The organism is Methylobacterium sp. Leaf100 (assembly GCF_001422845.1).
Taxonomy (GTDB): domain Bacteria; phylum Pseudomonadota; class Alphaproteobacteria; order Rhizobiales; family Beijerinckiaceae; genus Methylobacterium.
Genome location: NZ_LMMW01000061.1, coordinates 174,019 through 186,886, shown reverse-complemented (window position 1 = coordinate 186,886; position 12,868 = coordinate 174,019). Strand labels below are relative to the sequence as shown.

The window sequence follows — 12,868 nt, the reverse complement described above, 5'->3', positions numbered from 1 at the left end:
CATGTTAGCCTCCGGGCCGGCGCCGACTGTGTCTTCGGCCGTGTCTTGCCGGTTCCGGCCGGGCGTCGTGCGGGCCACGTCTAGAAATCCGCGTGCAGGCGGGTGCCGAAGAAGTGCGCCGGGCCGCGGTCCCGGTTGTAGGCGGGGTTCGCCACGAACTGGTAGTCGGCCGTCAGCACCAGGGCCTTGCCGAGGCTCAGCGCGTAGTAGGCCTCCACCGCCCGCTCGGGCGCGTAGGTGAGCCGCCCGTCGCCGATGAGCAGGCCCAGCCCCCCGTTGGCGAAGTAGTCGCGGTGGGACGGCGAGAGCTGGTTCATGGACGTGCCGAGGCCGACGGTGTCGCTCGGGCGGCCCCATTGGCTGCCCTTCAGGGAGACGCCGCCGGAAAAACTCCGGTCGATGTCGGTGAAGGACAGGTTCTCGTTGCGCCCGTCGGCGGCGCTGGCGCGGGCGAACACGCCGAGATCGTCGGTGACCGCCTGTTCGAGGTTGACGTAGACCCCGCTCTTGCGGCGCGGGCGCCGGGTCGCCGCCACGGCGTCGTTGATGTCGTCGAAGGTGCCCGCCTGGGCGAGGCCGACCACCTCGCGGTAGCGCGCGCTGTTGCCGACGTTGGAGAAGGCACCGAGGCGCAGCTTGCCCGGCCGGTCGAGGAACGGCAGCACGTGGCGCTCCTCCAACTCGATGGTGAAGCCGCCGCGCTCGAACACCCGCGGGTCGAGCACGTCGCTGGACGGCTCCTTCGGCACCTGGGTGTAGGCGGCCCGCAACGCGAATTCGGCACGGTTGTACTCGACCAGAATCCCCTGCGTGTAGCCGGGCAGGTTGGCGGGGAAGTCCCAGGCCGCCGAGCTCCACAGGCCCCAATTGGCGAAATCCACGCGCGGGTCGTGGGCGTAGCGGTTGCCGTCGAAATAGTCGCCCATGGCGAACTTGCCGGCGATGAATGTGATCCGCTCGACGTCGTAGGTGTTGGCGATCTGGTTTGGGCCGTCGGGCAGGGTCTCGGTCTCGCCACCGAGACCGAAGGTCTGGCGCACGAAGTAGCGGGCGGAGCGCAGCTTCGGGAACGGCGCCCCGGCCTTCTGCGCCTCGCCGTTGGTGAAGCCGGCGACCCCGAGGGTGCGGCTGAGGCCGAAGCCCTGGGAGAATTCCGGGTTGTAGTAGAGCTCGGTGCTGTCCGTGAGCTTCAGGCCGAGGAACAGCGTCGCCGTGGTCGTCGCCTGCGCCTGGTGCGGCACGAGGCTGTTGGGGCCGCTGTAGGGCGCACGGAACCCCGCCACGGCCTGGTTGAAGAACGTGGTCTGGCCGTGGAGCGAGAAGCGCTCGCCGAGCACCGGGCCGGATTCTTCCGCCTCGTCGGGCAGGCGCAGGCCGCCCGGATGCCAGCTCAGGCGCGCCATCACCTCGTTGGCGATGAAACCGGCCCGGGTCGAGACCGGGCCGCCCGCCGCCCCCGGCACCGTGCCGAGGTCGAACCGGCCGCTGCCGCCGAGATCGTTGTAGCGGTAGTCGATCCCGAGGCTGAAATGCTCGGAGACGGCGAACTGCACGCCGGCCCCGAGGGTGAAGCCGAGATAGGTGCGGTCGCGCCGCGCGGTGCCGACCGCGCCCGTCGCGGGGTCGGGATAGGTCGCGAGGAACCGCGCCTCGGCCCCCGTGAGCCCGAAGGTGGCGTAGATCAGCGACCGCTCGAAGGCGACGCCGAGGCGCCCGCGCACGGCACCCAGCACGTCGGACTTGACCCGGATGAGGCTGAAGGCAGGATCGACGGCCTCGGTGCCGAAGCCCGGCGCCGTCGAGGCCACGGGTCGCTTGAGGTTGCTCCCGAAGAGGTCGGCCTCCACGCCCGCGAGCCACGGGCCGGTCTGCCAGTTGTAGCCCGCGAAGGCGCCGCCGACGGCGGTGGTGGCCTCGCGGCTGCGGTCCGAGCGCCCCGTCGCGTCCCCGGTCCGGAAGGCCGGGACGGCCCGGCCCCCGACGGTGGTCCGGCCGAAATCGAAGGCGCCGAACGAGGCCCCGGCGCTGCCCTCGAGCCCGAGATAGACGCCGCTCCAATCGACGAAGGCGGGCGCGACGCGGGGTGCGGCGGCCAGATCGGCGGCTCCGGCCGCCGGGGCGAAGCTCAGGCCGACCGCCAGCGTGGTCGCCCCCGGGAGCCTGCGGAACGAACGGGGAAGGAACGGCATCGGAGGCGTCTCGGACGGGCTGGATCGCAGGCCCCGCCGCATTACCCCGGCCGAATGACCCCCGCATGTCGGGCGGGACGCGGAATCGGACCGGTGCGGAAGGGTGTCGGGGAAGGGTGCCGGGATTGTATCGGCCGGTCACGCTTTTTCACATGTCTTAATCCCTCGCCCGGTCGAAGCCGCGTCGGTGGCGCCGGATTGTTGCCTTCGCGCCACGGTCGCGCCGGGAGGCCGCACCTGCGGCAGGACGCCATGCGGCGCGCGCGTTCGCCCGATGCCATGTCGCCAGATGCCATGTCGCCCGCGAGGGGCGCGGCTGCGGCGGACGATCGGGAGCACGATGGGACGAACGAGTGGGGTGAGGGCCGGGGCCATGGCGGCGCTCGCCCTGGGCGGTGCCGGCATGGCGGCGCCGGTGCAGGCCGGGTCGTCGGCGCAGCCGGGCCAGACCGTGGGCCTGCCGGCCGGCGCGCCGTTCGCGGTCGGCCTGTACTTCGTCAACACGTCGAGCTTCGGCATCCGCAGCACCGAGCCGCGCGGCACCGAGCTCAACATCAACCTGCCGAGCTTCATCTGGGCGACGCCCTGGACCGTGGCGGGCGGGCGCCTGCAATTCGTCGTGCTCCAGCCCATCGCGGCCTCGAGCACCCGGGGTGCGGCCTACCAGAGCGGCTTCGGCCAGACCCTGCTGGCCGGCCAGATCGCCTGGACCCTCGGCGAACACGTCCATGCGAGCTACCTGCTCGGCGCCTACCTGCCGAGCGACACCCGGATCGTGATCCAGAACGCGGTGCTGCACCAGCGCTTCGCCGTGACCTACAACGGCGACGGCCTCAACCTCACGGCGCACGCCCTCTACGGCACCGTGCTGGAGACGGTCTCGCCGCTGGGCACCGCGTATTACCCCGACTTCCTCAACCTCGACCTCACGGCGACGAAGAAGTTCGGGAAGTGGGAGGTCGGCCCCGTCGCCTTCGGCTCTACGGATCTGCCGACGCGCAACCCCGCCTACAAGCGCCAGGGCCAGGTCGCCGTGGGCGGCCTCGTCGGCTACGATTTCGGCCCCGTGAACCTCCAGGCCTATGTCACCCGCGACGTGGTCCAGAGCAATTACGGCGGCCGCGACACCCGCGGCTGGCTGCGCGCCATCGTGCCGATCTACAAGGACGCCGAGGCCGCCCCGTTGCGACCCGTCTTCGGGCGCTGATCCGCGTCTACGCCAGAAGACGTGCCCGTCGCCCGACCCACAGGGTGCCGGCCGCACCCGCAAATAGGGCGAGGCCGAACACCCAGCCGGAGACGGCGCCGGCCATGATCCCCGACAGCAGGGTGCCGACGCTGCAGCCGAGCCCGGTCATGGCGCCCCAGCCGAGGAGGAGCCCGCCGATGAGGCCGCGCCCGATCTGGCCCGGCGTCGGCAGGGCCGGGCGGAACTGGCCCGCCGCGAGGGCCGCCGCGAGGGAGGCCAGCACGAGGCCGCCGACGAACAGGCCGTTGGGCGTCAGCACCGCGTCCCGCACGGCCGTGGCGCAGCCCCGGAACGTATCGAGCCCCTCCAGGCGCTCGGGCAGCAGCCCGAAGGCCCCCGCCGCCTGCCGGCTGCGTCCGCCGATCTCGGCCGTGACCCCGAGGGGGCCGACCCGCAGGTAGGCGAGGGTCGCCAGCGCCCCCACCGCCAACCCGCCGAGCCAGACCGGCCAGCGGACGACGAACACCGCGTGCCAGGGGCTCGTTGGCGGCGGGTGGCTCTGCGGCAGGTGGCTCTGCGACAGGTGGCCCGGTGGCGCCACGGCTTCGGGCGCCGGCAGGCGGCGCAGCAGGAGCAGGGCGAGGGCGCCGAGCACCGCCAGGGCGGCGACGAGGCTCCCGGCGTAGCCGAGGTGGCGCGGCAGCCACAGGACCGGCGCCTCCGAGACGCTGGCGAGGTAGAGCGGATTCCAGGTGGCGAACCCGAGGGCGAAGCCGAGGCCGGTGCCCAGCAGCGCGAACGGCGCCGTCGGCGAGCCTTCGCCCAGGCGGTAGAGATGCGCGCCGATGCAGGAGCCCGAGATCGCCATGCCGGCCCCGAACACCGCGCCGGCGAGCACGAGCACCGGTCCCACCGGGCCGATATGGGCGTCGGGCGGCAGGCGCGCGCCGGACGGGTCCGGCATCCAGGCGCCCAGCACCACGGTATAGCCGGCGATTCCCGCCGCGAGGGCGGCCAGGATGCCGAGCATCCCGCGCGGATCGCCCGTGACGAGGAGGTCGCGCCACTGGCAGTAGAAGCAGAAGCGGCTGCGCTGGAGCACGAAGCCGAACAGGGCGCCGAAGGTCAGGGACAGGGCGAGCCGCCCGCCCCCCGGTTCGCCCGCGAGGGTGTGGGCCGCAAGGGCGAGGCCGCCCGCGATGGCGAGCGCCCCGGCGACCCGCAGGGGGGCGCCCCCGTCCGTCCGGACGGAGGCGTTCGATGGGGCGGACGGCGCAAGGGGGCGCGCCGCGACGCCGTCGCTCACTTGCCGCCCCAGACGGTCCCGGCGAGGTTCACCACGGGCACGCCGACGGTGTTGCCGTACTCGGTCCACGAGCCGTCGTAGTTGCGGGTCGGGTAGCCGAGGATGCGGCTGAGGACGAACCATGAGTGGCTGGAGCGCTCGCCGATGCGGCAGGAGGTGATGATCGGCTTGGTGCCGTCGATGCCGGCCGCCGCGTAGAGGGCCTTGAGTTCCGCCGGAGACTTGATCGTCCCGTCGGCGTTCACCGCTTTGGCCCAGGGCACGTTCACCGAACCGGGGATGTGGCCGGCGCGGATGGCGAGTTCCTGCACCCCGGCCGGGGCGATCACCTTGCCGCTGAACTCGTCGGGCGAGCGGATGTCGAGGATCTGTTCGTCGCGCTCGCGTTTGGCCACCGCCAGCACGTCGGCGAGGCGGGCGCGCAGAGCCGGCGAAGCCGGCGTGACGGCGAAGGCCGAGGCTGCGACCTCGGGGTTGCGGGTGTCGAGGGGGCGCTTCTCGGCCTCCCACTTCTTGCGTCCGCCATCGAGCAGCTTGACGTTGTCGGTCAGGCCGTACTGGGCGAACACCCAGGCGCCCCAGGCGGCGAACCAGTTGTTGTTGTCGCCGTAGAGCACCACGGTGGTGTCGCGGTCGATGCCCAGCCGCCGCACCAGGGCGGCGAACTTGTCCGGCCCGGCGATGTCGCGGCTCACGGTCTCGACGAGGTCCGTGTGCCAGGCGACGTTCTGGGCGCCGGGGATGTGCCCGCGCTCGAACACGCCCGGATCGACGCTGACCTCGACGATGCGGAGCTTCTTCGCCTCGAGGTTCTTCTCCAGCCATTCCGTGGAGACCAGGGGGCTCGCCGTAGACTGCGCGGCGTTCGGTTGGGTCGCGGCCACGGGCTCCTGCGCGGCGACCCCGAACGCGGGTGTGAGCACGGTCAGGGCGAACGCGAACAGGCAGGCGGATTTTCGCAGCACGGGAGACACTCCGGGATCGCACACAGTCTCCCGAACCCCCCGGTGCGACCGGGAGATTCGAGACCTGCAAGGTCAGGATCGGCCTCGCCGCCGGACGCCTGATTTCGCGATGGAGGATCACTGATCGGACCAGCAGTGCGGCGGCGAACCATCGACAATGTCGCCTTGCCGCATGCATCAAGTCAAAGGAATGCTGTTCTGTATTACGTTCGGGTGCAGCAAGTCTATCGCCCCGAAACCCTTGGTTTCATGAAGGATTATCTTGGCGGCTCGAACGTGCGGCCGTTCGGGGAGCCAATCGCCCTCAGCGCTCGACCCGGAGGCTCCCGACGAAGCGCCGCGCGACCTCGCGCACGGCCTCGTCGTCGCGCTCGTCCGCCGGACCCTTGTCCCAGAGATGATCGAGGCTGCCTTCGAGATCGTCGAGCAGTTCGGGATGACGCTGGGCGAGGAACCGGATGGTTCCGAACAACAGGTGTTCGACGGCCATCTCGCGGCGTCGGGCGTCGATGATCTGCTGGGCGGGGTCGGTGCTGTGCTGGCTCATGGCGTTCCAACCGGCGGACCGCCCTCGGGTTCGACGGGCGGCCTCCCCCATGATGCCGCATGGCGTCCCGGGCGGTCAGGCCGTCATCTGGGGGGCGGGCTGGGATCGGCGTGAAGCCCCCCGTGGGAGCGCATCCCCGTGCGGGGGCACGAACGGCTGCACGAGGACGCGCCGGCCGCTGAGGTCGTGGACGCTGACGTACCAGGTGGACCAGTCCGTCTCCCCGTCGAGGCGGCCCATCAGGTCCTGCGCCACGCTTTCCGCCCAGCGGGTCACGCGGCCGGGTGCGCGGATGTCCTTGCCGACGGCGTCGAACACGAAGTCCGAGCCGTTCATTGCATGGAAGCGGTAGCGGCCCATGGAGGTCCCTCCCTGTCGTGATCGCGTCGGACAACGCACGAGTTCATGATATGTTCTTGTTATATGACGGGATTCGCCGCAGGCAAGCGGCGGCCTCCCGCAAAGCCGCGCGTTCCGGAAGAAAAGCCCGGGTCACGTCCAGTACAGCACCCGCGCCATGGGCAGGTGGCGCCCCAGCATCTCCGTAAGGGACGCGCGCAGGGTCCGCATGGTCTCGGCGGGGTAGACGTACTTGGTCGAGCCGAACTTCGTCAGCTTGCGGGTGCGCGCCGCCTCGTCGAGGTCGAGGTCGCTGCCCGGATACCAGTCGCGCAGGACGGTCTTCGAGCCGGGCGTGAACCGGTGGGTGATGAGTTCCGCCGTGAGATCGAGGTCGGGGATTCCGGCCAGCGCCGCGGCGATGCGGGCGAACAGATCGTCGTAGCCCGCCGGCCAGTCGGCGAAGGGCTGGATCGGCGCCACCGTGAGCCCGACGCGGTAGCCGTCGCGGGCGAGGCGCGCGAGCCCGTCGAGGCGGGCCTGGAGCGGGCTGGTGCCGCCCTCGAAGCGGATCAGCCCTTGGGCGTTCACCGACATGCGGACCCGCACCCGCCGTCCGTGCGGCAGGCCGATGAGGGGCGACACGTCGCCGAACTTGCTGGTGAAGCGCAGCTGCACCGGCGCGTCCCAGCGCCCGAAGAACCGCACGGCCTCCGACAGGCTGCCGGTGAGGTGCTCGATGCCGAGGGGATCGGCGTAGCAGGAGCCCTCGAAGGTGGTGCCCTCGTGCGCGCGCTCGGCCGACACGGAAGTGACGCCGCCGCTGCCGAGATGCGCCGGCAGCACGGCGAGGATCTCGTCGACGTTCGCGTAGACGCGGGTGATCGGCGGGCCGCTGAGCGAGCCGGCGAGGTAGCAGTACTGGCAATGGGCATGGCAGCCCTCGGCGAGGTCGAAGCGCCAGTCGGCCGAGGGCGGGATCGGCTGCAGCCGGCGCTTGCTCGGGGGCGCCACCACCACCGCGAGGGTACCCTTGGCGGCGCGGTAGGCCGCGCGCGGGTCGTCGTGCTTCAGGGCGACCAGGCGATCACCGGCGAGTTCGACCACCTCGGCGCCGAGGGCGGCGGCGCGCTCGGCGATGGCCCGGCCATGGGCGAACCCGCGGGCCGCGCGGGTGACGAGGACGCGCTGGGGCCGCCACAGGCGGGGCGGGGATGCGGCGGCGGGGGACGGAGAGGGGAGGGGCATGGTCGCGGCGCCTGCTGGGCGACCGCGCCCGCCCGCCGGCCGGGGCCGGCTCGGTCGAACGACGGTTCGTCCGGTACGGTGATGAGTCCCTTCGGGAAATAGGGATCGGCGACCGGATGGCGATGCCCCGCGCGTGCGACAGCTTGCGCAAGCGGGTCCGGGTCCGCATGACAGGCGAAGCCGCCCACCCCGGGCCCCCGACCCCGGGCCCCCCAATCCAAGGACCACGCATGCACGGACCCGGACGGACAAGCAGCCGCGTGGCCCGAACCGTGGCGGGCGCGGTGGCGATCCTGGCCGGCTTCGCGGCCCGGCCTGCGGCGGCCATCACGCCGGTCGACGTCGTGGGCGTGGAGAGCTGCGACGCCTTCCTCGACGCGTATGCGCGATGCGCCGCGAGCCCGGGCGTGCCCGAGGCGGCCCGGCCCGGCATTCGCCAAGGCATCAACACCCTGCGGGAGAGCTTCCGGAATGCCGTGGCGCGCGATGCGTCCGCCCGCCCGACGGTGGCGTATCAATGCGCCCAGGCCCACGAGGCCGTGCGCCGGAGCCTGACCGAGGCCTTCCGGTGCGACTTCCCGGCCCTGGCCCCGGCCGCGCAGGCCCTGCTGCAGACCCCGCCCGCGCCGCCCTCCGGACGGGCGCCGGCCCGTGCGCCCGCGCCCCCGAACCCCGAGGCTCAAGTCCTGGCCCAAGTCCTGGCCAAGGCCAACGCCTACACGGAGGTGCAGAACCACCTCGTCCGCTCCCATCCCCTGGAGCGGCAGCTCGCGGACTACCGCCGCGATAACGAGCGGGTCCTGAAGCTCGGGACCAAGCTCGGCGCCAACGCCTGGTACCATTTCGGCATCGTCGATTTCGACGGGGTCCTGGACGAACTGGACACGGCGATCGCGCTGCCCGGGACCGTGCCGGAGATCGACGCCGAGGCCGCGCGCCTGCGCGACGCCCTGCGCGCCCTCAACCCGACCCTGAAGGCCCTGACCCGCTACCAGACCACCCGCGAGTTCAAGGAGGACGGCTACCGCCTCGCCCGCGAGCAGCATCCGATCCTGGTGCCCCGCGTCGAGGCCGCCGCCAAGGCCATGGACGCCTACGGCACCGCCCTGTTCGAGCGCGAGATCGCCCGGGACGAGGCGCGCCTCGCCGCGCTGCCCGAGGACGCGCCCGCCCGCCGGCTCCTGTCCACCAGCCTCGCCCTGCGCCGGGCGGTGCGGCGGTTCGAGGCCCTGGGGCCGAAGGCCGACGTGGCGCCCTTCCTCGCCGCCCTCGCGGCGGTGTCGACGGCCAACGCGCAGCTCGGCGCAACCCTCGACGCCCTGAGCCCCAAGGCGAATTCGTCCTGCACCGGCTACACCGACACCGTCGCCCGCGTGATCGGGCACGGCCGCGACGTCGCCCGCGACATCCGCGCCAAGGGGGATCCGAGCCAGCCGGCCCAGCTCTTCGGCGAGACCTACAACCGCTCGGTCCGCGACCTCGAATCCTGCCACCGCAACGAGGCGCGCGTCCGGCCGGGTTAGAAACCCGGCCGGACGCGCATCCCCCACCAAACCCGCGAGGTCTCCCCATGCGTTCCGGTCGTCGCTTGTCCGAACGGTGGTTCAATTTCGTGCTGTGGCTCGTGGCCCTCGCCTTCGCGGTGTTCCTCATCGGCCTCGGCGCCCTCGTAGTCGGCGACCTGCCGCAGGTCGAGCACCGCTTCACCCTCGAACAGTTCCTCGACCGGGAGCAGGCCCGAGCCTCGACGGACACCCTCAAGGCGATCCGCCGCGCGCAGGACGACGCCCGGCGGCAGGCCGAGCAGGCGCAACTCGCCCTCGACGCCGCGCGCTCGGCCTCGGAGGCCGCCCGCGAGACCTTCGCCAACTGGCTGAAGACCCGCGACGCCACCCGGCGCGTCGACCAGGACCCGGCCCTCATCGCCCGCACGGAGGGGCTCGACGCCCTGAAGGCGGCCGAGCGCGCCGTGGAGGAGCGGCTCGAAGCCCTAAACCGCACCGCCCTCGACCTCTCCGAGCGCGAATCCGCGCAGGACGCCGTCGAGGCCGAGCTGCGGGGCGCGGCCCAAACAAAGCTCGACGCGGCCGAGCACGGCCAGGAGCTGCGGGTGTTCGGCTACCGCCTCGCCCTCACCCTGCCCCTGCTGGCACTCGCCGGATGGCTGCTCGCCCGGCGCCGCCACACCCGCAACTGGCCCTACGTCTGGGGCTTCGCCCTCGCCGCCGCCTTCGCGTTCTTCGTGGAGCTGGTGCCCTACCTGCCGAGCTACGGCGGCTACGTGCATTACGGCGTCGGGGTGATCGTGACGTTCCTCGTCGGCCGCACGGCGATCAACGCGCTCCACGCCTACAACGAGCGGCAAAAGGCGGCGGAAGCCCGCCCCGACGCCGAGCGCCGCACGGAGATCGCCACCGACCAGGCCCAACTCCGCCTCGCCAAGAAGGTCTGCCCCGGCTGCGAACGGCCCATCGACCTCGCCAACCCGGCCGCCAATTTCTGCCCGCATTGCGGCATCGGCGTCTTCGAACGCTGCCCGGCCTGCGACCACCGCAAGAGCACCTTCGACCGGTTCTGTTATTCGTGTGGGACGGTGGGTACGCCTGGACCGGCGCCGGTGTGATGCTCGGGCCGGAGCCGGTCGATTTTCTTGGATCGCGCGGCCGCGAAAGGCTCCGATTCTGGGAGTTACGGCGATCCCAGATGGGGCTTTGGCCTGATTCTCCTCAACCCCCTCATCCTGAGGTGCCGTGTCGGCGGCGTTGAGGGAGGGCTCCAAGGGTCGCTCTGGCTTTTGGAGCCCTCCTTCGAGGCTTATCCCTTCGCGATGAGCACCTCAGGATGAGGATGTGGGTCGGGGACCCCCGCGCCCCACCCTTGACCCCCGCCCCCCGATCCACAACAAGAGAACAAAGACCGAACAGTTCGCCGCGCCCGAGACGCGAGGGCCGATGTCGCGCGAGACCGAAGCCACGACCGACGCCAGCACCGCGCCCACCCGGAAGATCATCCACATCGACATGGATGCGTTCTACGCCTCCGTGGAGCAGCGCGACGATCCGGCTCTGCGGGGGCGGCCCCTGGCGGTGGGCGGATCGCGGGAGCGCGGCGTCGTCGCGGCGGCGAGCTACGAGGCGCGGGTGTTCGGCGTGCGCTCGGCGATGCCCTCGGTGACGGCCCGGCGGCTCTGCCCCGACCTCGTCTTCGTCAAGCCACGCTTCGACGTCTACAAGGCGGTGTCGGCCGAGATCCAGGCGGTGTTCTCCGAGCACACGCCCATCGTCGAGCCGGTCTCCCTCGACGAGGCCTATCTCGACGTGACCGAGAACCTCCGGGGGCTGCCCACCGCGACCGCGGTCGCCCGGGCCATCCGGGCCGAGATCCTGGCCCGCACCGGCCTCGTCGCCTCGGCGGGGGTCTCGTACAACAAATTCCTGGCCAAGGTCGCGTCCGACTACCGCAAGCCCGACGCCCTGTTCGTCATCACCCCCGCCATGGGCCCGGCCTTCGTCGAGGCCCTGCCCATCGGGCGCTTCCACGGGGTCGGCCCGGTGACGGAGGCCAAGATGAAGCGCCTCGGCATCCTCACGGGCGGCGACCTCCGGGCGCGCTCGCTCGCCGAACTCCAGGCCGTGTTCGGCAGCGCAAGCGGGTATTACCACGGCGTCGCCCGGGGCATCGACGAGCGCCCCGTGCGGGCGCACCGCATCCGCAAGTCGGTGGGGGCGGAGACCACCTTCTCGGAGGACACCACCGCGTACGACGTGCTGGCCGAGCGGCTGCAGCCCCTCCTCGACAAGGTCTGGACCACCTGCGCGGGCAAGGGCGTCGCCGGCCGCACCGTGACCCTGAAGCTGAAGTTCTCGGATTTTGAGCAGATCACCCGGGCGCGCTCCCTCGGGGCGCCCGTCGCCAGCCGGGAAGCCCTGGCGCAGGTCAGCCTCGGGCTCCTGCGCGACGTGTTTCCCCTGCGCCGCAGCGTGAGGCTGATCGGCGTGTCCCTCTCGGGCCTCGACACCGGCGCGGGCGAGGCCCCGCGCCAGCTCGGCCTCGCCGTATGAGGCCCCCCGCCTACCGGGCCGGCGGCTGCCAGGTGGCGAGGGCGGAGGCGTCGACGGGGCGGGGCAGCAGGCCCTCGGCCCGGAAGGCGTCGGCGATCTTTTGCTGCTCCCCCAGGGCCGCCCGGGTGACGGGTTCGACCCGGTAGCTGCGGCGGGCGTTGGCGCGCACGATCACGTCGGCGTCGATCTTCCACAGGGGCGCCAGGCGGGCGGCGGCGGCCTCCGGCTCGGCCTTCACGAAGGTGCCGGTCTCGGCGAGCTTGGCGAACAGGATGCCGAGGACGTCGCCGGATTTGGCCACGTAATCGTCGGCCGCGAGGTAGTAGCGCGTGTAGAGCGACAGGCCGGTGCCGTCGCGCAGGACCCGCGCGCCCGATAGCTGGCGGGCCGCCGACAGGAACGGGTCCCACGCCACCCAGGCCTCGACGCCGCCGCTCGCCAGGGCCGCGCGGCCGTCGGCGGGGGTGAGGTAGGCGGGGGTGATGGCCTTGAATGAGAGGCCGGCTTCGGCGAGCGCCGCCAGCAGCAGGTAGTGGCTGCCCGAGCCCTTGGTCACGGCGACCCGCCGGCCCTTGAGGTCGGCCACGGATGTGAGCGGCGAATCCCCCGGCACCAGGATCGCCTGGGCCTCGGGCGAGGGCGCCTCCTGGGCGATGTAGGTGATCTTGGCCCCCGCCGCCTGGGCGAAGAGCGGCACCGTGTCGGCGACATCCGCCGAGACGTCGATCTGCCCGGCGTTGAGGGCCTCCATGATCGGCAGGCCGCTGGTGAACTCGTGCCAGGACACCGTGACGCCCGCCGGCTTGAGGGCGGTCTCCAGGCCGGCATCCTGGCGCAGCAGGGCGATGAGGGTCGAGGAGCGCTGGTAGCCGATGCGCAGGGTCCGGTCGGCGGCCTCGGCGGCCCCGAGGCCGAGGGAGCCGATGCCGAGGGAGAGGAGGGCGGCCCCGGTCATCACGGCGGCCCGCAGGGCGGATTTCAGGGAACGATGCATGGGTGCCTCGCAAGGGGGGGAAGGGGTGAG

The 12,868-nt window shown here is 72.2% G+C and carries 11 protein-coding genes; 4 read left to right on the top strand and 7 right to left on the bottom strand.

The window, feature by feature from the left end:
• Positions 1-80: 80 nt before the first annotated feature.
• Entirely contained in the window at positions 81-2,189 is a 2,109-nt protein-coding gene (locus ASF25_RS19445) for a carbohydrate porin (RefSeq protein ID WP_082502961.1), read from the bottom strand.
• A gap of 373 nt (positions 2,190-2,562) precedes the next feature.
• On the opposite strand from ASF25_RS19445, the gene ASF25_RS19440 reads away from it, so the two are divergent.
• Positions 2,563-3,396 carry a transporter gene (locus tag ASF25_RS19440; protein WP_244473114.1) on the top strand — a complete coding sequence of 278 codons (834 nt, stop codon included), beginning with the start codon at positions 2,563-2,565 and terminating at the stop codon, positions 3,394-3,396.
• A gap of 7 nt (positions 3,397-3,403) precedes the next feature.
• Here ASF25_RS19440 and ASF25_RS19435 read toward each other — a convergent pair whose 3' ends face one another.
• The 5 genes from ASF25_RS19435 to ASF25_RS19415 all read right to left on the bottom strand — a co-directional run bounded on the left by ASF25_RS19435 (position 3,404) and on the right by ASF25_RS19415 (position 7,783).
• The gene (locus ASF25_RS19435; RefSeq protein WP_082502959.1) at positions 3,404-4,684 is read right to left on the bottom strand and encodes a YeeE/YedE thiosulfate transporter family protein; all 1,281 of its coding nucleotides are present in this window, start codon (positions 4,682-4,684) and stop codon (positions 3,404-3,406) included.
• Positions 4,681-5,568, bottom strand: coding sequence for a sulfurtransferase (locus ASF25_RS19430; protein WP_244473113.1), 888 nt, complete (start codon positions 5,566-5,568; stop codon positions 4,681-4,683). Before ASF25_RS19430 ends, ASF25_RS19435 begins: the two co-directional genes overlap by 4 nt.
• Positions 5,569-5,953: 385 nt before the next feature.
• Entirely contained in the window at positions 5,954-6,196 is a 243-nt protein-coding gene (locus ASF25_RS19425; RefSeq protein ID WP_200918754.1) for a hypothetical protein, read from the bottom strand.
• A gap of 75 nt (positions 6,197-6,271) precedes the next feature.
• Positions 6,272-6,556 (bottom strand): hypothetical protein, encoded by a 285-nt coding sequence (locus tag ASF25_RS19420; RefSeq protein WP_244473104.1) that lies wholly within the window; start codon positions 6,554-6,556, stop codon positions 6,272-6,274.
• Between the two features lie 132 nt (positions 6,557-6,688).
• A complete protein-coding gene (locus ASF25_RS19415) occupies positions 6,689-7,783 on the bottom strand; it encodes a spore photoproduct lyase family protein (RefSeq protein ID WP_056306502.1) in 1,095 nt (364 codons plus the stop codon).
• A 260-nt stretch (positions 7,784-8,043) separates the two neighbouring features.
• Between ASF25_RS19415 and ASF25_RS19410 the strand changes: the two genes are divergently transcribed.
• From ASF25_RS19410 to dinB, 3 genes are all read left to right on the top strand, one after another.
• Positions 8,044-9,306 (top strand): DUF3829 domain-containing protein, encoded by a 1,263-nt coding sequence (locus tag ASF25_RS19410; RefSeq protein WP_056306501.1) that lies wholly within the window; start codon positions 8,044-8,046, stop codon positions 9,304-9,306.
• Positions 9,307-9,353: 47 nt separating this feature from the next.
• Entirely contained in the window at positions 9,354-10,406 is a 1,053-nt protein-coding gene (locus tag ASF25_RS19405; RefSeq protein ID WP_056306500.1) for a zinc ribbon domain-containing protein, read from the top strand.
• A 328-nt stretch (positions 10,407-10,734) separates the two neighbouring features.
• Entirely contained in the window at positions 10,735-11,844 is a 1,110-nt protein-coding gene (gene dinB / locus ASF25_RS19400) for a DNA polymerase IV (protein WP_056306499.1), read from the top strand.
• A gap of 10 nt (positions 11,845-11,854) precedes the next feature.
• Here the strand turns inward: dinB and ASF25_RS19395 are convergent, their stop codons facing one another.
• Positions 11,855-12,838 carry an aliphatic sulfonate ABC transporter substrate-binding protein gene (locus tag ASF25_RS19395; RefSeq protein WP_056306498.1) on the bottom strand — a complete coding sequence of 328 codons (984 nt, stop codon included), beginning with the start codon at positions 12,836-12,838 and terminating at the stop codon, positions 11,855-11,857.
• Positions 12,839-12,868: the final 30 nt, after the last annotated feature.